This is a genomic window from Clostridioides sp. LIBA-2809, from assembly GCF_056688965.1.
Map to the genome: position 1 here is coordinate 1,665,860 of NZ_CP197004.1, position 22,556 is coordinate 1,688,415.

Consider the following 22,556-nt stretch of genomic DNA (forward strand, 5'->3'; position numbering starts at 1 on the left):
TTAAATAGTATTTAAAAAACACCTTTAATACTAACTAATGCTAATTATATGAACAAATTGTAAATTGTAGTTGTTAAAAAACAAACAACAAAAGCAAGTACAGTAGGCATTAAAAATCCTAAGGCAGTCCATTTTAAACTTCCAGTTTCTCTTTTTATTGTTAAAAGCGTTGTTGCACAAGGCCAGTGCAATAAACTGAACAGCATAACATTTAAAGCTGTCAAATAAGTCCAACCATGTTCTCTAAGAACTTGACCTAAAGCACTAAAGCTATCTAATTCTATCATAGAACCAGTTGCCAAGTAAGCCATAAGAAGTATAGGTATAACTATCTCATTTGCTGGAAATCCAAGAATAAAAGCCATCAATATAAAACCATCAAGACCAATTGCTTTAGCTAAAGGGTCTAAAAAGTTTGCAACATGTGATAGTACGCTTAAATCTCCTATATAGATATTTGCAAATATCCAAGTTATGACACCAGCAGGTATGGCTACTATTACAGCTCTTCCCAAAACAAATATTGTTCTATCTATTATGGAAGTATATAAAGTTCTTCCTATTTGAGGAACTCTATAAGGAGGAAGTTCTAATGTAAATGTAGATGGAACTCCTTTTAATAACGTCTTAGAAAGAGTATAAGAAACCAATAATGTTATTACAACACCTAAAATTATCAATAAAGTTATACAAAATGCAGTTGCTATACTTGATACAAAAGAGCTAGTTATAACTGAGCTAAAAAATATTGTAGATATAGCTATCAGAGTGGGAAAACGACCATTACAAGGTACAAAGTTATTTGTAAGTATAGCTATTAGTCTTTCCCTTGGAGAATCAATTATTCTACAACCAATAACTCCAGCTGCGTTACATCCAAATCCCATACACATAGTTAAACATTGTTTGCCATGTGCACAAGCTTTTTTAAATAAGTGGTCTAAGTTAAACGCAACTCTTGGCAAATATCCAAAATCCTCAAGTAAGGTAAATAGTGGAAAAAATATTGCCATAGGAGGTAGCATTACAGAAATTACCCATGCTAAAGTTCTGTATAATCCTAAAACCAACATATCATTTAACCATGATGGACAGTTGATACTATTCAATACACTTGAAATACTTGGCTCAAATCCAAGTAGCAAATTAGACAGTAAAGAGGATGGATAGTTAGCACCTTCTATAGTAATCCACAATATAGTACCTAGTAACAAGAGCATTATTGGAAGCCCAAATATTTTGGATGTTAATATTTTATCTACTTTTTCTTCTCTATCAGTTGATTTTTTAGGAACGTTAGAAGAACATTCATCACTTAGTTTCTTAGCATAATCATAGTTAATTTTAGTAAATTTATCTCTAATTTTCTGCTTATTTATATCATTTGGGATTTTTTTCTTCACTTCATTAATAGCATCTATTGAATCTTTATCTATATAATTGCTCATGGATTCAAAGATACTTTCGTCGCCATCAATAAGTCTGAGACCTAACCATCTAGAATTTATATTTGGCATGATATTATCTAATTCTGGTTGAATTGATTTTACCATATCTTCTATATCTTCACTATATTTTACAGGTTTATTATTGAACTTGTATTTATCAAAAGATACATCATTTAAAGTATCTAATAATTCATCCATACCAGAACCACTTCTTGCAGCAGTTAAAATAACTGGAATACCAAGAGAATCCTCTAGAAGTTTTGTATTAATAGTAATTCCTTTTTTCCTAGCTTCATCTATTAAATTTATACATAAAATAACTTTATCTGTAAGTTCCATCACTTGAAATACCAAGTTTAAATTTCTCTCAAGACATGTAGCGTCACATACTACTATTACTGCATCTGGATTACCAAAACATATAAAATCGCGAGCCACAATTTCTTCCTGTGATAAGGCAAATAGAGAATATGTCCCTGGTAAATCTATCAATGCATATTCAGCATTCTTATATTTAAAATTACCACGAGCTGTAGCTACAGTTTTTCCTGGCCAATTTCCAGTATGCTGTCTAAGCCCTGTAAGATGGTTAAATACAGTACTTTTACCTGTATTTGGATTACCAGCCAATGCAATTACAAACTGGTCCTCTTTATTGTCTATATCAAACATGTCTTTTAAAGAACTCATTTTAGTTGAGTTATGTGTCAACCCCATATTAATATCCTCCTACTAGAAAATTTTAAATGTCAGAAACTAATATTAAGCTACTTTCTTCTTGTCGTAGAGCTATCTTACTACCTCTGATTTTGTAGACAGTTAAATTATTTTTTGGACCTTTTCTAACTACATCTATAACAGCTCCTCTAGTAAGACCAAGCGCTAACATTCTTTCTCTTAAATTACCACTAGATAATATATCTTCAACTTTAACAGTTTTTTTCACTTGAATATCGTTAAGGTTTTTCATAGTAGCACCTCCATGCATGAAATTTAGCCTGAGCTAATCTTCTTATTCTAAACTATGCATTATATTATTACCTTGTTACTTTCACAAAAAAAAGATAGGCAAGATGCCTATCACAAAGTTGGGTATAATTCTTACTTTTGGGGAAAGTAGAATATAGAATAAAAATTAACATTTTGAATCTATATAATTATTGAATTTTGATAATAAAAAAATCAGAAAGCAAAAAGCCTTCTGACTCTATATAAGGTATTTTCAAATACCTAAATATCAATTCAATATATTATTTATACTTAAATTATATATTAACAATATTAGCTTGTCAACACTGTAATCTCATTTTAATATGTTCAATTCCAGCTTCATCGTATACTTCTGATATTTCTTTAAAACCACAAGACAAATAAAGATTTTTTATATAAGCTTGTGCTGATAAAGTTATATTGTTTTCATGTAAATTAATCTTTATGAAGTCTATAGCACAATCCATCATTTGTTTTGCTAACCCCTTTTTTCTATGAGTAGAAAGAACCAAAACTCTACCAATAGAAACATCATCATAAGAGCTATATTCTCTAGGAATTATCCTAGCATAAGCACAAATCAATCCATCATTTTTTAAAAATATGTGATAAGAGTTTTTATCTATATCATCATAATCGTTTAACGAAAATATCCTTTGTTCACAAGCAAATACTTCGTATCTTGATTTTGCTATTTCATAAAATTCATCCAAACTTAAATCATTAAAGTGTTTAATTTTAAACATAGTAATTACCTCCTAGCGTCTTAAAAAACTGAATATTAAGATATATTATATCATTTCTAATATAAATACTTTCATTAAAATTTATATTTATTAAAAATATTTTAAAAAAGTGATATACTATATTAAAAATAAAATTTTAGTTAGAAAATTTATGATTTATGGAGGATTTATTTTGAATACTACTAAAAAATTAACTGAAGCTGCTTTATTGTCATCTTTATTCATAGTAGTGACAATTATAGCTGTGGGGACTGGATTTGGATATGCTATTTATTTAGATTTTATAGTACCAATATTTTTTTGTATAATATGCTTAAAATGTGATTTAAAGTATACTATTTTATCTGGAATTACTTCACTTTTAATAATTTCTCTAGTACTTGGAAATCTAGGAACTGCTATTTGGGCAAGTCAGAGTGTATTACTTGGTATAATGTGTGGTTATCTTATAAATAAACCTACAATGGTGATGGATGATTTAGTATATGGTTCAATATTTGGAATAATTATAATGGTTTTTATTGATATATATGCTTCAGCATTAATAGGTTACAGTTTTATGAAAGAATTTCAGGGATATAGTAAATTAATTTATTTTAATGGATATGCAAATCTTATTTATTATTTGATGATAGCACTGTTTCCATTTGGCATGGTTTTTTGTATATATTTTTTAAGCTTGATTTTGGGACATAAATTGCATATTTTAGGTTCTAATTCTTTAAAAAAGTTTTTGATATTTAGGAACTTTAGAAGTCTAAATCAATTTTTATGTTGTTCAAAGAAAGTTTTTTATATATGTGTTTCTTATTTAACTGTTTTTGAAATTGTAAAACTATTAAATATTAAAGTTGATTTTGTTTATTTAAAGACAATCTTAATATCAATTGCTTATTTATGTGTTTATTTTATCATTAGAGATTCATGTATGTCACTGCAAAATTTTATAATATCTAAGTTTAGAAAGTTACTATATGCTAGAATTTCTTTTTTAATAATAATTTTATTGTTATTTTTTATGTTTAACGTGACGATTGTTGGTTTAATAATCATAAATGCATTTTTAAATAAGAAAATAAACATAAGATTGAGTCAGACTAACATTGTCAATAAACAAATCAATATTTTAATTGAAAAATAACTTTACATATTGGTAAAAAATATAAAAAGATAGTATAATGTAAAAAAACATGTATATAATAATAAAAAAGGTTGACAAAATACAAAAATAATAATATATTATGAGTAAGTTAAGAAAAATTTCTTGTAATTGATGAAATAATCTGAATATATAAATGCTGTGAAGAGAAGAAGTAGAGCTAGATTTTATTTAACAGAGAGTTCCAGCTTGGTGAAATGGAATAAATTAATTTAGTTTGAATACATCTCAGAGCACTATCTCTGAAAGATAACAACCATTAAGAGATATCGGAGTAGTACACGTTATAGTACACGGGTATATGTAATTATACTCTAAGAGATTAGTATCGTGAGATATTGATGAACTAAGGTGGTAACACGTAAGCAATGCTTTCGTCCTTTTAATAGGATGAAAGCTTTTTTTATTATAAAAATAAAAATTAAAGATTATATAAATATTTTAGGAGGAATGAAAAATGAAATCGATAGACGAGCAAATACGAATAATTATGAAAGGTGTAGATGATTTAATAGATGAAAAAGAGTTAAGAGAAAAACTCATTAAATCAGAAAAAGAAGGAAAACCTATGATAGTAAAATTGGGTCTAGACCCAAGTGCTCCAGATATACATTTAGGGCATACAGTAGTTCTTAGAAAAATGAAGCAACTACAAGATTTAGGTCATCAAATAGTAATAATAATTGGAGATTTTACAGGGAAAATTGGAGACCCAACTGGAAAATCTAAAGCAAGAAAAGCTTTAACAACAGAACAAGTTCTTGAGAATGCAAAAACTTATGAAGAACAAATTTTCAAAGTTTTAGATAAAGAAAAAACTATTGTAAGATTCAATAGTGAGTGGTTAGCTAAATTAAATTTTGAAGATGTAATAAAACTAGCAGCAACTATTACTGTTGCAAGAATGTTAGAAAGAGAAGATTTTAAGAAAAGATATGAAGGGCAAATGCCAATATCAGTACATGAATTCTTCTACCCATTAATGCAAGCATATGATTCTATAGCATTAGAAGCTGATATAGAGCTTGGTGGAACTGACCAAAGATTCAACTTATTAATGGGAAGATCACTACAAAGAGAATTTGGTATGGAGTCTCAAATAGTAATAATGATGCCTTTAATAGAGGGATTAGATGGAAAAGAAAAAATGAGTAAGAGCTTAGGCAACTATATTGGAATAGATGAAGAAGCAGGAATAATGTACCAAAAATCTATGGAAATTCCTGATGAACTTATAATTAAATACTATAATTTAGTAACTGATGTTCATCCTGACGAAGTTAATAAAATAGAATCTCAGTTAAAAGATGGTTCAGTAAACCCAAGAGATATAAAGATGAATTTAGCAAGAGAAATAGTAACATTATACCATGGAGAAGAATCTGCTAAAGAAGCTGAAGAAAGATTTAAATCTGTATTCCAAAAAGGTCAAATACCTGAAGATATACAAACAATTCAAGTTAAAGAAGATGAATTTGATTTAATTGAAGTATTAGTTGCTAATGAAATTGTTAAGAGTAAGAGTGAAGTTAGAAGATTAGCTTCTCAAGGTGGAGTAAAGGTAAATGGTGAAAAAGTAGAGGATTTAAGCGCTATTGTTAAAGAAAGTGAATTAGTTGTTCAAATAGGAAAGAAAAAATTTGTAAAAATTGAACTAGTAAAATAGATTAAAATAAAAGCAAGTTCATTGAGTATAAAAAATATAATCAATGAGCTTGCTTTTTTATTATATTAAAATCTTAAATTGATAACCATTATCTTTGAAATATGTTATAATTTGGTCCAATGCATTTACTGTTTCTTGCTTTCCATAAGTATCATGCATTAAAAGAACAACCATTTCTTTACCTTCAGAAGATTTTTTTGCATGTTCAAATAATTCTTGAGCATTTTTCTTTTTACCTTCTGCATCAGCATTTAAAGCATTCCAATCAATTGATGCCATATTTTTCTCTTTTAAGTAATTACCTAGAGGTTCCATATTCTTCCAAGACATATATCCACCTGGGCATCTAACTACATTTGATGAGAAATTCTTTCCTAAAACTTTTTTCATAGCTTCATCAGTTTTATTAAGTTCATTTACGAATGTATCAAGATTTAGGCTTCTGCCAGGGTATAGTTTTTTATAGTCGTGAGTGTAAGAGTGATGAGCTATTGCATTTCCCTCATCAAATGTTCTTTTTAAAATTTCATTGGCACCTTTTCTTTCAAGTGAATCACCTTTAATAAAGAAAGTTCCCCTAACACTATGTCTTTTTAAGATATCTAGGACTTGTGGAGTATTAGTAGTAGATGGTCCATCATCAAATGTAAGAAATACTATCTTCTCTCCGTTGTTTGAATAGTCGTATTTGCTAAGTTTATCCCAAACTAATTTTGCATCATATCCATATTCTTTTGCAGCTTCTTTTTTTGCACCAATAATAGGTTCATTTTTTTCTTTTTCGATTCTTTCTTTTTCTAGCTTTTCAGCCCTAAGTCTTTCTTGAGTTTCTTTAATTTCTTTTTTTCTAGACATATCCGCCCATGCCATAGAAAAAATACCAATAGCTATTACAACAATTATAGTAAGTGTAACAGTTTTCTTTTTTCTTCTTTTTACCATGATTACAGCATTCCCCCTTTTGTCGAATTGTATCAAAAATATATTATAATTATATCGAACAAAGTAGAAAAAGTAAACCGACAAAGTTGTAACTAAGATAACCAAAGTGTAACTTATTTGACATTATTTGCATAATATTAAAGTATAATATATTAAAGTTATTCATAAAAAAATTTAGTATAAGTAAAAAAATAAAAAAATTTATTAAAAAGGTGTTTACAAAAAATGATTAATATATTACTGTTAAATAGTGGATATAAATCTGAGCTCACGATGGATACAAATTTAGATTTAAAATACTGAAAAAATTTACTATATTAATCTATAGTAATGCTTATAGAAAAACTCTCTTGCTGTTTAGGGGGTTTATAATTTTGCAAAAAAATAAAAAGGAGGGGGCTTTATTGAAAAAATACTTTGGAGAAATAGGACTAATATTTATAGCAATTATATGGGGAAGTGGCTTTGTAGCAACCCAATTTGCATTAGACGGTGGGCTTACACCTCTACAAATCATAACTGTAAGATTCTTCTTAGCAGCCGTAATTATGAATTTACTGTTTTTTAAACAGATTCGCGCTAATATGGGGAAAAAATTGTTAAAAGCAGGAGGGCTTTTAGGAGTATTTTTATTTCTAGCCTTCACAGTACAAACCATTGGACTTATGTACACTACACCATCTAAGAATGCATTTATAACAGCAGCAAATGTTGTAATAGTTCCATTCATAGGATTTATACTTTATAAAAGGAAACTTGATAAGATAGGGATAATAAGTAGTTTGGTAGCCCTTGTAGGGATTGGTATACTTTCTTTAGAAGCAGATTTCTCTATCAATTTTGGCGATTTACTAACACTTATATGTTCATTAGGATTTGCATTTCATATATTCTTTACAAGTGAGTTTGCAAAAGATAACAACCCAATAGCATTAACAGCTGTTCAATTTACTGTAGCATTTTTAATGTCTTTAGTAGTTCAGACATTTGCAGGTCAATTAAAGATGGAAGCTGAATTATCTGGCTATATGGGAACTATATATCTAGCTATATTTAGTACTACAATAGGATTTTTATTTCAGACTATATGTCAAAAAAGAGTTGATGGAACGAGAACAGCTATAATATTATCTACAGAAGCTGTATTTGGTACTATATTTTCTATAATAATTCTAAAGGAACTTATTACAGCAAAATTGGTTATTGGTAGCATATTGATATTTGTTGCAATCATAACAGCAGAAACTAAATTATCTTTTTTAAAGAGCAAAAAAGTTAAACTTAAAGATTCAAAAGAGTCTTCCTTGGAAAGTATTTAATAAGACAATTGTTTCCTAATTAATCAAATAAACTATGTATTATGTAGAAATTTGACATCAAAACTTGGTTGATACTGGTGTTTCAAAGTGATAAAATTAATTAGGAAATAAATTTTATTTTTAGTGTTTAAACCATAAAGCTGGGGGTATATATATTCTTGTAGCAAGTTATTAAACTTAAAAATAAAAATTTAATTATATAAAATTGGGAGGAAATTAATTATGAAAAAATTTGTTTGTACAGTATGTGGATATATACATGAAGGGGATGCTGCACCAGCACAATGTCCAGTATGTAAAGTTGGAGCTGATAAATTCGAAGAAATGAAAGGTGAAATGGTTTGGGCTGACGAACATAGAATAGGAGTAGCTCAAGGTGTAGATGCAGAAATAATCGAAGGATTAAGAGCTAACTTTACTGGTGAATGTACAGAAGTAGGAATGTACTTAGCAATGAGTAGACAAGCTGATAGAGAAGGTTATCCAGAAGTAGCAGAAGCATATAAGAGAATAGCTTTTGAAGAAGCTGAGCATGCTGCTAAATTTGCAGAACTTCTTGGAGAAGTTGTAGTTGCAGATACAAAAGAGAACTTAAGAGTTAGAGTTGACGCTGAGTACGGTGCAACTGATGGAAAATTAAAATTAGCTAAGAGAGCAAAAGAATTAGGATTAGATGCTATACATGATACAGTACATGAAATGTGTAAAGATGAAGCTAGACATGGTAAAGCATTCTTAGGATTATTAAACAGACATTTTGGAAAATAATAATTAAAAACATAGATTAAAAGGAGAAACTTTGGTTTCTCCTTTTTTGAATTATACAAATAAATTGTTTTGATAAAAGGATGGAAATAATATGAAGTCAGTATCTGTTAGGAGTTGTAAAACTTACAATTATGAAGATGTAAGAGATTCTATTGAAAAAAATTTAGATGATATTGGAGGCATTGATAGATTTGTTAAGAAAGGGAGTAAAGTACTTGTAAAACCAAATTTGTTGATGAAAAAAAGACCCGAAGAAGCTACAACCACGCATCCTATGATTGTAAGAGTTGTATGTGAGAAACTTTTAGAGTTAAATTGTGATATTACAATAGCAGATAGCCCTGGTGGTCCATATAATCAAAGCTCTCTTAAGAGTATTTATAAGGCATCTGGAATTGAAGAGGTAGCAAATGATTTGGGTATTAAGTTAAATTATGATGTTTCAGATGTTAAGATACATAGTGAAAAAGCACATGTTCTAAAATATATGGATATTATTAAACCAATAGTAGATGCAGAATATATAATAAATCTCTGTAAATTAAAGACACATGTGATGGCAACTTTTACTGGTGGTACAAAAAACTTGTATGGATGCATAGCTGGATTGAAAAAAGCAGAAATTCATTATAGATTTCCTACAGAAGAATTGTTTTGCGAAAATGTACTTTTAGATATTTGTGACTATGTGAAACCAACATTGACAATTATGGACGGAATAGTAGGTATGGAAGGTGATGGACCCTCAGCTGGAACTACTAGAGAAATAGGTGTCCTATTAGCATCACAAAATCCGTATGCTATAGATGTAGTTGCATGTAAGATTATAAATTTATTTCCAAATAGAGTTGCTACAATTAGAGGAGCTATAAAAAGAGGATATATAGAAGCAGATTTTTCGGATGTTGAGATTGTAGGAGAAGATATAAATGATTTAATTATAAAAGACTATAAGGTTCCAAATGTAAGTAAAGATTTGAGATTATTTTCTGTAAAACTACCAAAATTTTTAAATGAACCTATTTCAAAGCTTATAACACCAAAACCTGTGGTTAGATTTCAAGATTGTATAAAATGTGGAAAATGTAAGGAAGCTTGTCCTGCAAGTACTATAGAGATGGGAAAGAAGGGAGCTATTATAGACTTAAGTAAATGTATACGATGTTACTGTTGCCATGAACTTTGTCCTAAAAAGGCTATTGATGTCAAACGTAATTTTGTATTTAAGTATGTAAAATAATGTATAATATTATATAAGTCTATATAAATGAAAAGTATAAAGGAGAAATAAGATGATTTTAATTAAAAATGGTAGGGTAATAGACCCTAAGAGTCAAAAAGATGAGAAAATAGATTTAATTATAAAAGAAAATAAAATTTATAAAATTGGTAAATTTGATAAAAGTGATGAATATGAAAAGATAATAGATGCTAGTGGCAATATAATTGCTCCAGGTTTAGTAGATGTACATGTTCATTTTAGAGACCCAGGATTTACATATAAAGAAGATATAGAAAGTGGGGCTAAATCTGCTGCTAGAGGAGGATTTACAACCGTTATATGTATGGCAAACACTAATCCTATTGTAGATAATGAAGATACTTTTAATTATGTTAAAGAAAAATCAAAAAACGCATGTATAAATGTTTTACAAGCGGCTGCTATAACTAAAGGCTTTGAAGGTAAAGAGTTAGTTGATATGGAAAATCTCAAAAAAGCTGGTGTACCAGGATTCACTGATGATGGATTACCTCTGATGGATAGCAATCTAATTATGGAGGCTATGATTAAGGCAAAAGAGTTGGATGTGCCACTTAGTTTTCATGAAGAAGACCCTTCTTTAGTTGGAAATCCAGGTGTAAATGCAGGAAAGGTAGCTTCAGAGTTAGGATTAAAAGGTGCATCAAGTGTGGCAGAAGATGTTATGGTAGCTAGAGATTGTATGTTGGCATTAAAGACTGGAGCTAAGATTGATATACAACATATAAGTTCTGGGGTATCTGTTGATATGGTTAGATTTGCAAAATACCTTGGTGCAAATGTAGTTGCAGAGGCTTCACCACACCACTTTACACTGACAGAAGAAGATGTATTAGAGTTTGGAACAAATGCAAAAATGAATCCACCTTTAAGAAGTAAGTGGGATAGAGATAAGATTATAGAGGGATTAAATGATGGTACCATTGAAATAATAGCAACAGACCATGCACCTCATAGTAAAGAAGAAAAAGACAGAGAATTCATCAAAGCTCCAAGTGGTATTATTGGGTTGGAGACTTCTTTATCTCTTGGAATAACAAACTTAGTTCATAAAAACCATCTTAGCATGATGCAGTTAATAGAAAAAATGTCTACAAACCCTGCAAAATTGTACAACTTAAACGCTGGATTTATAGAAGAAGGTGCAATAGCAGATATTGTTATATTTAATCCTGAAGAAGAATGGACAGTTGAAAGCTTTGCCTCTAAAGCTGATAACTCGCCATTTAAAGGTAAGTCTCTATATGGTAAGGTTAATTATACAATATGTAATGGAGAGATTGTATATAACGCTTAATTTAGGATTATTTTTTCAAGGCGGTGAAAACAATGATTGAAAGTAAAAGATTATATATTAGAAAAATGAATCATAATGACTTTGAGGAAATAAGTAAAATCTTACAAGATATAGAGGTAATGTATGCTTGGGAACATGCTTTCTCTGATAAAGAAGTTTTGGAATGGATTGATAGAAATATACAACGATACGATAATGATGGATATGGATACTTTATTGCTATAGATAAGGAAAGAGAAGACGTAGTTGGACAAATAGGCCTTATAAAGCAAGACATAGGATTGGGAATAGGATATATAATAAAAAAAGAATACTGGAACCAAGGATATGCTACTGAAGGTGCAATTGCTTGTATAGATTATGCTATTAAGAATTTAAAAGCAGATACTTTAGTAGCAGATATAAGACCTGAAAACACAACATCTATAAATGTAGCAAAAAGGTTAGGTATGAAAAAAATATCAGAGTATGATAAGATTTATAGAGGAAAAGTAATGAAACATGATATCTATCAATTAGAAGTAACTGGATTAACTGCAAAGATTGTCGAAGTAGTAGAGTATAATCCAAACTGGAAATATGAGTTTGAAAAGTTAAAATCTGCACTAGAAAAGGTATTAGGAAACTCAATTTTAAAAATAGAACATGTTGGTAGTACCTCTGTTGAAGGGCTTTCTGCGAAACCAAGATTGGATGTTGATATAGTAATTGAAAACTACAATTATCTAAATGATACTATAAGGAAATTAGAAAAATTAGGGTATAGGCATCTTGGTAATTTAGATATAGAAGGAAGAGAAGCTTTTTTATATGATACAACTGATTTTATGGAACACAATTTATATGTATGTCCTAAAAATGGAAAAGGGTATTTAGAACACATTAAATTTAGAGATTATTTAAGATTAAATCCAGATAAGGTTAAAGAGTATTCTAACTTAAAGAAAAAACTAGCAAAACTTTATAGATATAATGTTGATGCTTACTGTGATAATAAAACAGATTTTATAAGAGAAATAATAGACTAGAAACTAAAGAACGCACTATTATATTTGAAAAAGATTAAATTCTTAATCTATCATATATAATAGTGCGTTATATATTAAATTTGTTTTAGATAAATAAATATAAAAATCATAAATCTAAAAACTGTCTATTTATAAATCGCCTTTATAGGGTCGAGTTTAGAAGCTTTAAAGGCTGGTATTAGACCAAACACAACCCCAGTTAATATAGTAGCTACAATAGCATAAAATAAGCTATTTAAACTAGGAATGGCTTCAAATCCGATGTATTTAGAAACATAATTAGTAGCAATAAATCCAACTATAGTTCCTAAAATTCCACCACATACCGTTATAAATACAGCCTCAACTAAAAATTGAAATAATATAGACCTAGGTTTTGCACCAATAGCACGCCTTATACCAATTTCTCTTTGTCTTTCCATAACAGAAACATACATTATATTCATTACACCAATACCACCAACAAACATTGCAACTACAGTTATTATAGATACATATTTGTTTACATTAGAATTAATGCTTTCAAGATAAGCTGTCTGTTCAGTTGGGTCTGGTGTAGTATAAGAACCATTGATACCAGGATGCATCTCATATAGTTTAGCTATAACATTGTTTGCAACTTCATTTACATTATACCCATTAGAAGACACTAAGTCTAACTGGTAAATTTCATTTGAATAAGAATTTTGACTCATTAAACTGTCAAAAGCCTTTTTAGGTATAAGAGAAGTAGTAAACTGCATGTCTTGATAACCTCCAAAAAATCCTACATTTTGGTTTTGCTGAGAGTCATCTAATACTCCAATTATCTCAAATATAGTTCCATTTATGTTAATACCATGACCTAAAGCATCTTCTGGATTTTCAAAAATTTCACTTGTGCTTTGTAATGTAAGTAAAATTACTTTTCTTTTCTCATCATCTAGAGAAAAATCTCTACCACAAACTAAATTTATTTTAGAATCTTTTTTTACTGGTCCAATGTCAACATAAGTACTCTTTTTATCAAAAGATGCTTGTGAAGAGTAAGTTGAATCAAGATTAAACCCATTTCTTGATGGAGCAATTCTTTCTACACCTTCAACAAATGATAATTCTTCTAAGTCTTTTGCATTAAATGGTTTTAAAAATATACTCATATCATCAGTAAGACCTGTATTATCAGCCGATTCAAACGAAATAGTAGTTTTATTAGGATTTACATTGTTTACAGACTTCTTAATTTCTTTCTGAAATCCATTACCTATAGAACTAACAAGTATTACTGAAGTTATTCCTATTATAATCCAAAGTAAAGCTACAAAGACACGAAGTTTGTGCCCTTTTAAATTAGCCAAAGAATTTTTTAATAAACCCATGATTACACCTCCGAAGTAAACACACCATCTTTAAGTCGTATGACCTTAGTTGCATACTTAGTTAAATCTTGATCATGTGTAACCATTATTATAGTCTTACCTTGTTCATTAAGTTTTGTCAAAAGCTCCATAATTTCTTTGCTAGTCTCGCTATCTAGTGCTCCTGTTGGCTCATCAGCAAAGATTATTTGAGGGTCATTTGCCAGACAGCGTGCAATGGCTACACGCTGTTGCTGACCACCAGATAATTGAAGAGGCTTCTGTTTAAGTTTATCCAAAAGTCCAACAGATTTTAATTTATCTTTAACAATTTCTTCTCTTTCAGATTTTTTTAGTGTCTTATTGTAGATTAGAGGTAACTCTACATTTTGATATACATTTAAAGTTTCTATTAAATTAAATTGTTGAAAAACAAATCCAATATTAATATTTCTAAAAACAGAACGTTCATTTTCACTTAAATTAGTTACATCTGTTCCATCAAATATATATCTTCCTTCATCAAATACATCAAGAAAACCTAGGATATTAAGTAAAGTGGTTTTACCACTACCAGATTTACCCATTATCATGACGAATTCTCCAGAATCAATTTCTAAGTTTAAGGATTTTAAAACATGTAATTCATCTTTCCCTACTTTGTAATACTTTTGAATATTTTCTAATTTAATCAACATATGTAAATTAATTCACATCCATAGTAACTTCTTTTACTTTTTTATTTGGAGTAGCATCTCCATTATTAGAACCAGCAGTTACGCCATCGCCTTGAACTGGGTCTCCTTCTTTCATTTCTTTAGTAGGGTATTTTATTACTATATCGCCTTGTTCAAGACCGCCTCTAACTACAGCAAAATCATCATTTTGACTTGCTACATCTACAATTTGTTTTTTCAATATACCATCTAAATCCTTAAATACGTATGAGTGTTTTTTGTCTTTAAGTACACAAGATGCTGGTATCTTAAAGCTTGAACTAGCTACTTCAAGTGATGCTTGAAGATGGAATCCATTTACTAATCCTTCTTGATTATCAAATGCTATGTTTATATCATAATAAGATAGAGTATTCTGTTGAGCTCCCATCTCGCTATCTGGAGTAGATGGCTTATCAGATATAAAACTTATTCTACCAGTAAGCTTTTGGTCAGTTGAGAAAACTAGTATATTAACCATTTGGTCAATTTTCATTTTAGGTAAATCTTGTTCACTTGCTTGTCCTTTCATATAGAACTCTAGACCTTGAATAGTCATAAATGAAACTGGTTGGTCTGGATTTCCAGTTTGGTCATTTAAGTATACAGTACCATCAAAAGGAGCAGTAACTCTATCATATGCTTTCTTATCCAAAGAAGTTATTTGAGAGTTTAAAGCACTTATCTGAGCATTTATAGAAGCAATAGCATCTCTATTTTCAGTAATATCAGAAAGTGATATTTTTTGTTTTCTGTATTGGCTAAGTTGTGATTTTAGACTATCTATTTCTGCTATTATACTTGGATTTTTAGCAGTAAAAAGAAGGTCACCTTGATTTACTTTTTGACCATTTGTAACATTAACATCACTTAGTTCATAATCTCCGGAGATATTAAAGTCTTTAGTCTGTTTAGGAACAACCATACCATTTATAAATATTTTCTCATTTTCAGGAATAGTATATGTTTCTATAAAGTTTTCATTAGCTTGTAATTCAGTGTTTTTTGCATCATTATAAGCAAGTATCCCTAAAATTAAAAGTATGATTACTACTATTCCTGCATAGATTTTGAATCTTTTATTTTTAAAGGGATTGTTTTTAAAACCTTTATTTTTAGCTTTGAAGCCACTACTTCCAAAACTACTACTTCTAAAGTTGTTACTTTTGAAGCTGCTATTTCTAAATTTTTTCTTTTTAAATTTTTTTAGAAAAGACATGTCTTCCTCCTTTTTATAAAAACTATTTATTATATACTGGGATGTACATATAGAACCATTATTAAGAAGCCTGCTGAATATAAGTTAAATGAAAATAAACTATCAATACTAAGATACTATAAATCATACTTGAATGTAATAGTAAATCTTGTATATTGATTGTACTCTGAATCTACATCGATTTTATGGCCAAGTTTGTCACAAAGTTCTTTTGCTAAATAAAGCCCAAGCCCTGTAGATTTAGCGTTATTCCTTCCATTATTACCTGTAAATCCCTTATTGAATATTCGATTTAAATCTTCCTTTTTTATACCACAACCAGTATCTTCCACTCTTAATTGTAAATAATTTTTGGTTGTTTTGCAATAGATAGATATATTATCTCCTAATGAGGAATATTTTAGGGAATTACTCAATAATTGCTCGAATATGAAGTAGAGCCATTTCTCGTCTGATAAAACTTTAAAATTCAAATTATTTAAGCCTAAAATTATTTTTTTTGAAATAAAATATTTTGAATATTTTCTTATAATCTCCCTAATAATTTTTTCAATATTTACCTCTTGAATTAAGAAATCTTTATGAAAATCTTCAAGTTTAGATAAATATAAAATTTTTTCAACAGAATTTTCAATTCTAAATATTTCATTATCTATATCATCAGAAATTTTTTCATCAATTAAATTCTCATTCTGTTCGAGGGTAAGTTTTATTATAGCTATAGGCATCTTTATATCGTGTACCCACATACTCATAATCTCTTTATTTTCTTCAAACTTCTCAATATTATTGTTTATCATTTTATTACACTTATATTGGTAACTTTTAATGATATTCAAATATATTTTTTCTTCATTTTTACACTTAATTAATTCTATATCATTGGTATTAATTTTAAATGTGTCATTTTTTATGTTATCCAAAAATTTATTCTTCTTTATGTAGCTAATTAGTAGATATAAAAACAAAAATACAACATTCACAACCAATATATATATAATAGTGTCAGTTAGAAAAATCTCTACAGGAGAAAACATAATAACTGCTATTGTAAAAATTAAGAAAGCAAAATTGTATACTAAAAACCCAAGTTTATCTTTGAGAAAATCTTTAAAGCTCATAAATTCACCTACTTAGAGTTGTTTTAACTGATTATATAACCTAATCCTCTTTTTGTATCTATAAAATTTTCTAAACCAATTTCATTTAACTTTACTCGTATTCGATTTACATTTACAGTTAACGTATTATCATCTACAAACCAATCACTATCCCATAATTTTTTCATAAGTTTATTTCTACTGACGATTTGTCCTTTATATTTCATAAGCTCATGAAGAATTTTAATTTCATTTTTGGTTAGTTCAACAATCCTGCCTTCATAGCTTATGGTTGCAGTTGATAAATCTAAGATAACACCATTGTGAACAATTTGATTTGAATTATTATCAACAAAATTATAAGTTCTTCTTAAAAGGGCATTAACTTTAGCTACTAAAACATCTATAGAAAATGGTTTTTGTATATAATCATCTGCTCCTAGATTTACACCCATTATTACATCCATATTAGAATTTCTCGAAGAAATAAAAATTATAGGGACTTTTGAAATTTTTCTTATTTCATTACACCAATGAAAACCATCATAAAATGGAAGATTTATATCCAATAAAACTAATTGTGGTTTATAGTTTCTAAATTCTTCTATTATATTTTCAAGATTTTCTATTTGATGCACATCATGTCCCCATTTAGAAAGACATTCTGAGATGATATTCTTCAATGAAACATCATCTTCAATTACCATTATTTTAAACATTCCTACCTCCTAATCCAAAATAGTTATATTAACATAACCTTATTTTACTTGATAAATAAGAATATTTCTACCTTATAATTTAAAATAATTATATTAATATAACTATATTTTGCTTGATAAATTATATTTTAAACATAATTACAATAAAAATGAAGAAATATAAGCAATACTTACATAAATGTAACCTTAAATTAATGTAATTAAATGTTTAAAAGCTATTTTAATATATATAATATATTTATGAGAATTAATAAATAACTAATTATGGTGAAAGGTGAGTATTTAACTATGGAAGAAGTTTTATCTGCTGAAAATATAAAAAAAGAGTATGGGAGAAGGGGTTCAAAACTTGAAGCTCTAAGAGGAATAAATTTTAAGGTTTATAAAGGAGAATTTGTTGGTATCATGGGTTCATCTGGTGCTGGAAAATCAACTCTTTTAAATATCATTTCTACAATAGACTTTCCTTCATCAGGAGACATTTATATAAATAGAAAGAATACTATTAAAATGAACCAAAATGAATTAGCAGATTTCAGACGTGATAATCTTGGATTTGTGTTTCAAGATTCTAATCTTTTGGAAACTCTTACAATAAAAGAAAATATAATGTTGCCTCTTTCTTTAAAAAATGAAAGTGTATCAGTAATAGAAAATAGAATACAAGAAATCTCAAAAGAATTAAATATAGAATCTATACTAGATAAATACCCTAGTGAAGTTTCAGGAGGACAAAAACAAAGAGGAGCTGTCTGTAGAGCAATAGCAACAAAACCATCATTAATACTTGCAGATGAACCTACAGGAGCGTTAGATTCCAAATCTGCTAGAGATTTGTTGAATTGCCTATTGAAATTAAATAAAAATAACAATAGAACAATATTAATGGTCACTCATGATGCTATAAGTGCAAGTTTTTGTGATAGGATACTCTTTATAAAGGATGGAATAATATTTACAGAAATTGTTAAGGGAGAAAGTACTAGAGAATTCTATAATAAAATAGTAAACACAGTTTCCTTAATTGGAGGAGTTAATAAAAATGAGTTTATTTAGAATTGCAATGCAAAATGTAAAAAATAGTTTTTTTAACTATCTAATGTATTTCGTTTCAATTGTATTTAGTGTGTTTGTATTTTTTAGCTTTAAATCTATAGAGTATAACGATGCTTTAAGCTCACTTGGCGAAAAAACTAGGATGGGTATTAATACAAGTTCAATTGTAATAATTATATTTGTTTTCTTGTTTATATATTATTCAAATTCATTTTTTTTTAATAGACGTAGACGAGAGGTGGGGACTTATAGCTTACTTGGAATGAGGAAAAAACAGATAGGAAGAATATTTTTATATGAGACTTTTTTAATGGGGATATTTGCAATATTAATAGGAATAGTTTTAGGTCTATTATTTTCAAAGCTTATGACTATGATGCTTGTAAAATTAATGAACGAAATGATAGTAGTAAAGATGAATTTAAGCATAAAGGCTTTAGTTCAAACACTCATTGTATTTTTAATAATATTCATAATTATTGGAATAAGAAATACTGTAATCATTGGAAATAAAAGGATTGTAGAACTATTTAATAAATCTCCAGAAAAGCATACAACTAAAAAATGTATAAGGCTAAAAGGGATACTTGGTATTTTGCTAATAACAATTTCTTATTTTATGTCAATTAGTTATTTTATTGCTGAAAATATTATGCTTTCAGTTTTTATATTAATTACAATAATACCAGGAACCTTTTTATTTTTCTCATCAGTTATGTCTATAATCATTGATACTGTTAAGAAGAGAAAAAGTTTTTATTATAAAGGAAGAAATCTAATTGCTTTTTCTGAGCTTGGATTTAAATTGAAGAGCAATAGTAGAGTATTGGCTATTATAGCAATATTAATAGCTACAAGTGTAACTATGTTAGGATTTACCATATCACTTTATTATGATATAGATAGAAATATAAGTGAAAATTACAAATATAGTTATACTATAAATGCAGGAAATAGTTATGTAAATAGTAAAATCGACAAGCTGTTATATAAATATAAAAAAGATAATAGTGTAATTTTTGATAAGACAATAGAGCTTATAGACAAAGATATAATCCTTGAAATGTATTATAAAAATGCAAATAGTCATAGAAAAGATAAAATATCTATAGACTTTATTAAAGAAAGTGATTTTAAGAAGTTAAGACAGTATCAGAATAATGATTATGAAGAATTATCTTCAGATGAATATGTATATTATGTTTATGATTCATATAAGAAAATATTTTTTGAAAACTTTAATATTGGAGAAACAAAGCTATATATTAAAGGTGAAAAAAAATATGGTACAAATATTTTTACAGTACAAGAAAATATCTTAGAGCCAGAAATAAATTTACAATCTACGTTTGATTTAGTTGTAATAAAAGACAAAGTATTTAATAGGTTAAAATCAGACGCAAGCACTAGACTAATAAGATTAATTGACATAGATAATGAAAAAGAGGAACTTGATTTAACTTTAAAATTGAAAAATATAGTAAATGAAAATATGGAATTTACTTATCCTTTTAATTTTACATCAAGTACTGAGAACTATAATAATTTGATAAGACTAAGTGGTCTTATGCTGTTTATAGGTATATTTTTATCAGTAGTATTTCTTTTATGTACAGGCAGTATAATTCTGTTTAAGCAACTATCAAATATATATGATGATAAAGAAAGATACATTATGTTAATAAAACTTGGAGCAAATAACAAAGATATTGAGACAATAATATCAAAACAATTAAAAGTTGTATTTTTATTGCCGTTAGTTGTAGGTACAGTTCATAATCTATTTGCAATGTCAATTGCACAAAAGTTTATACCTAGGTCATTAATTACTCCGATTATCATGACTCTAGTAATTTATTATATAGGATACTTTATATATTATTTCTTAACCTTAAAATATGCTCAAAATATGATAATAGAATAATTTAATTTTTATTAAAAGAATTAAATAACTTTTTTTAATAAATTAAATCCTTTTAAGGTAAGATAGAAAATCTTATAATTTATATTAGGGCGTATTGAAATGAAGGAATTAAGCTTTGGAAAAAGTTTATATTTTGTATCAGTTGTATTACTCGATGTTATATAATAAATTTAGGAAAACTATCAAATAAAAAATGACAAGGAGTTGAAGTTTGTGAAGTTTAACGCTTATCAACATAAATATTCATCAATAAGAAATGTCGTGTATGCCAAAAATGGTGCAGTTGCAACATCAACACCACTGGCATCTCAAGCTGGACTTGAAATACTAAAGAAAGGTGGAAATGCTGTAGATGCAGCAGTTGCAACAGCTGCTACATTGGCAGTGGTGGAACCAACAAGCAATGGGATTGGTGGAGATGCATATGCACTTGTTTGGATAGATGAAGAAAAACGATTGTATGGTTTGAACTCGAGTGGTTTTGCTCCAGAAAAAATGGAATTAAATAATTATGATAATATGGAGGAAATGCCAAAGTATGGGTTTGGAGCAGTAACTGTACCTGGAATACCTGCAGCTTGGGCAGAATTAAATAAAAAGTATGGTAAACTTAGTTTAATAGAATGTTTATCTCCAGCAATAAACTATGCCAGAGAAGGTTACGTAGTATCACCTAATGTGGCTAAAGTGTGGAAAAAATCATATGAACTATACAAAAAAGAACTTGTTGGAGAAGAATTCAAACCGTGGTTTGATACATTTTCTAAAGATGGCAAAGCTCCAGAAGCTGGAGATATATTTATATGTGAAGAACAGGCAAATACATTGGAAGAGATAGCAAATACTCAATCTGAAAGCTTTTATAGAGGAAGACTTGCTGATAAAATAGATGAGTATTCTATAAAATTCCATGGAGCTATAAGAAAAAGTGATTTAGAACGTTTTTATCCAACATGGGTAGAGCCTATAAGTACGGAATATAAGGGATATAAAATATTTGAAATTCCGCCAAATGGACATGGAATAACAGTTTTAATGGCACTTAATATATTAAAAGAACTAGAGATAGAAGGAAATATAGATAATGTGGAAGATATACATAAAATTATAGAGAGTTTAAAATTAGCTTTTGCAGATTCTAAAACTTATGTAACTGATATAGAACACATGAAGGTAAAAATTCAAGAATTATTAAACCAAGAGTACGCAAAAAAAAGAAGTTCATTAATTGATAATAAAAATGCTCTGTATCCAAGTGCAGGAGAGCCATATTGTGGTGGTACAGTATATCTTTGTACTGCTGACAAGGATGGAAATATGGTTTCATATATACAGAGTAACTATATAAACTTTGGTTCTGGCATTGTGATACCAAATACTGGGATTGCATTACATAGTAGAGGGAATAATTTCAACTTAGACCCTAAGCACCATAATGTAGTAAAACCATTTAAAAAACCTTATCATACTATAATACCTGGATTTTTAGGCAAAGAAGATAAAGCAATAGGACCATTTGGTGTAATGGGTGCTTTTATGCAACCACAGGGACATATTCAAGTACTAACAAACATGATAGACTTTGGTTTAAATCCTCAAGAAGCACTAGATGCTCCAAGATGGCAGTGGATAGAAGGCAAGAGAATTGAAGTTGAATCAGATATGCCAAAACATATAGTAGATTCATTAACTGAAAAAGGGCATGAAATAAAAGTAATTAATGATAGTGTTGATATGGGAAGAGGTCAAATAATATTCAAAACAGAGCAAGAAAGTTATATTTGTGCAACAGAATCAAGATGTGATGGTCATGTTGCAGTATATTAATATTATTAAGTGAATGTATATTATAATGAATTCA

At 28.4% G+C, this 22,556-nt stretch carries 19 protein-coding genes and 1 other annotated feature; of the genes, 10 read left to right on the top strand and 9 right to left on the bottom strand.

What is annotated here, in order from left to right:
- Window positions 1-44 precede the first annotated feature (44 nt).
- The 3 genes from feoB to ACTG44_RS08030 all read right to left on the bottom strand — a co-directional run bounded on the left by feoB (window position 45) and on the right by ACTG44_RS08030 (window position 3,184).
- Window positions 45-2,165: a ferrous iron transport protein B gene (gene feoB, locus ACTG44_RS08020; protein ID WP_479918551.1), complete on the bottom strand. Its 2,121-nt coding sequence runs from the start codon at window positions 2,163-2,165 to the stop codon at window positions 45-47.
- 25 nt (window positions 2,166-2,190) lie between these two features.
- Entirely contained in the window at window positions 2,191-2,418 is a 228-nt protein-coding gene (locus ACTG44_RS08025; protein WP_003420037.1) for a FeoA family protein, read from the bottom strand.
- 319 nt (window positions 2,419-2,737) lie between these two features.
- On the bottom strand, window positions 2,738-3,184 hold the full coding sequence (locus ACTG44_RS08030; protein WP_479920126.1) for a GNAT family N-acetyltransferase: 447 nt from the start codon (window positions 3,182-3,184) through the stop codon (window positions 2,738-2,740).
- Between the two features lie 172 nt (window positions 3,185-3,356).
- Between ACTG44_RS08030 and ACTG44_RS08035 the strand changes: the two genes are divergently transcribed.
- Window positions 3,357-4,325 (top strand): DUF2232 domain-containing protein, encoded by a 969-nt coding sequence (locus tag ACTG44_RS08035; RefSeq protein WP_479918552.1) that lies wholly within the window; start codon window positions 3,357-3,359, stop codon window positions 4,323-4,325.
- A gap of 150 nt (window positions 4,326-4,475) precedes the next feature.
- Window positions 4,476-4,728 (top strand) — a binding site (T-box leader).
- A gap of 72 nt (window positions 4,729-4,800) precedes the next feature.
- Window positions 4,801-6,009 carry a tyrosine--tRNA ligase gene (tyrS, locus tag ACTG44_RS08040; RefSeq protein WP_021384286.1) on the top strand — a complete coding sequence of 403 codons (1,209 nt, stop codon included), beginning with the start codon at window positions 4,801-4,803 and terminating at the stop codon, window positions 6,007-6,009.
- 60 nt (window positions 6,010-6,069) lie between these two features.
- On the opposite strand, the gene ACTG44_RS08045 is transcribed toward tyrS, so the two are convergent.
- On the bottom strand, window positions 6,070-6,951 hold the full coding sequence (locus ACTG44_RS08045) for a polysaccharide deacetylase family protein (RefSeq protein ID WP_021384259.1): 882 nt from the start codon (window positions 6,949-6,951) through the stop codon (window positions 6,070-6,072).
- Between the two features lie 374 nt (window positions 6,952-7,325).
- On the opposite strand from ACTG44_RS08045, the gene ACTG44_RS08050 reads away from it, so the two are divergent.
- The 5 genes from ACTG44_RS08050 (at window position 7,326) to ACTG44_RS08070 (ending at window position 12,624) form a co-directional block, all read left to right on the top strand.
- Window positions 7,326-8,270, top strand: coding sequence for a DMT family transporter (locus tag ACTG44_RS08050; RefSeq protein WP_021384268.1), 945 nt, complete (start codon window positions 7,326-7,328; stop codon window positions 8,268-8,270).
- Between the two features lie 222 nt (window positions 8,271-8,492).
- A complete protein-coding gene (locus tag ACTG44_RS08055) occupies window positions 8,493-9,038 on the top strand; it encodes an NADH peroxidase (RefSeq protein WP_009889371.1) in 546 nt (181 codons plus the stop codon).
- Window positions 9,039-9,129: 91 nt separating this feature from the next.
- Window positions 9,130-10,278 (top strand): DUF362 domain-containing protein, encoded by a 1,149-nt coding sequence (locus tag ACTG44_RS08060; RefSeq protein ID WP_479920127.1) that lies wholly within the window; start codon window positions 9,130-9,132, stop codon window positions 10,276-10,278.
- Window positions 10,279-10,330: 52 nt separating this feature from the next.
- Entirely contained in the window at window positions 10,331-11,596 is a 1,266-nt protein-coding gene (locus ACTG44_RS08065) for a dihydroorotase (protein ID WP_479921563.1), read from the top strand.
- Window positions 11,597-11,628: 32 nt separating this feature from the next.
- Entirely contained in the window at window positions 11,629-12,624 is a 996-nt protein-coding gene (locus ACTG44_RS08070) for a GNAT family N-acetyltransferase (protein ID WP_479921564.1), read from the top strand.
- Between the two features lie 125 nt (window positions 12,625-12,749).
- Here ACTG44_RS08070 and ACTG44_RS08075 read toward each other — a convergent pair whose 3' ends face one another.
- From ACTG44_RS08075 to ACTG44_RS08095, 5 genes are all read right to left on the bottom strand, one after another.
- On the bottom strand, window positions 12,750-13,982 hold the full coding sequence (locus ACTG44_RS08075; protein ID WP_479921565.1) for an ABC transporter permease: 1,233 nt from the start codon (window positions 13,980-13,982) through the stop codon (window positions 12,750-12,752).
- A 2-nt stretch (window positions 13,983-13,984) separates the two neighbouring features.
- Window positions 13,985-14,659 carry an ABC transporter ATP-binding protein gene (locus ACTG44_RS08080; protein WP_044213240.1) on the bottom strand — a complete coding sequence of 225 codons (675 nt, stop codon included), beginning with the start codon at window positions 14,657-14,659 and terminating at the stop codon, window positions 13,985-13,987.
- 7 nt (window positions 14,660-14,666) lie between these two features.
- Entirely contained in the window at window positions 14,667-15,896 is a 1,230-nt protein-coding gene (locus ACTG44_RS08085; RefSeq protein WP_479921566.1) for an efflux RND transporter periplasmic adaptor subunit, read from the bottom strand.
- 116 nt (window positions 15,897-16,012) lie between these two features.
- Window positions 16,013-17,017 carry a HAMP domain-containing histidine kinase gene (locus tag ACTG44_RS08090; protein WP_021384295.1) on the bottom strand — a complete coding sequence of 335 codons (1,005 nt, stop codon included), beginning with the start codon at window positions 17,015-17,017 and terminating at the stop codon, window positions 16,013-16,015.
- Window positions 17,018-17,040: 23 nt separating this feature from the next.
- Window positions 17,041-17,715 (bottom strand): response regulator transcription factor, encoded by a 675-nt coding sequence (locus ACTG44_RS08095; RefSeq protein WP_479918561.1) that lies wholly within the window; start codon window positions 17,713-17,715, stop codon window positions 17,041-17,043.
- A gap of 288 nt (window positions 17,716-18,003) precedes the next feature.
- On the opposite strand from ACTG44_RS08095, the gene ACTG44_RS08100 reads away from it, so the two are divergent.
- The 3 genes from ACTG44_RS08100 (at window position 18,004) to ggt (ending at window position 22,522) form a co-directional block, all read left to right on the top strand.
- Window positions 18,004-18,771, top strand: a complete 768-nt coding sequence (locus ACTG44_RS08100; protein ID WP_479921567.1) for an ABC transporter ATP-binding protein — start codon at window positions 18,004-18,006, stop codon at window positions 18,769-18,771.
- A complete protein-coding gene (locus tag ACTG44_RS08105) occupies window positions 18,758-20,695 on the top strand; it encodes an FtsX-like permease family protein (protein ID WP_021384297.1) in 1,938 nt (645 codons plus the stop codon). Before ACTG44_RS08100 ends, ACTG44_RS08105 begins: the two co-directional genes overlap by 14 nt.
- A gap of 213 nt (window positions 20,696-20,908) precedes the next feature.
- Window positions 20,909-22,522 (top strand): gamma-glutamyltransferase, encoded by a 1,614-nt coding sequence (ggt, locus tag ACTG44_RS08110; RefSeq protein WP_479918563.1) that lies wholly within the window; start codon window positions 20,909-20,911, stop codon window positions 22,520-22,522.
- Window positions 22,523-22,556: the final 34 nt, after the last annotated feature.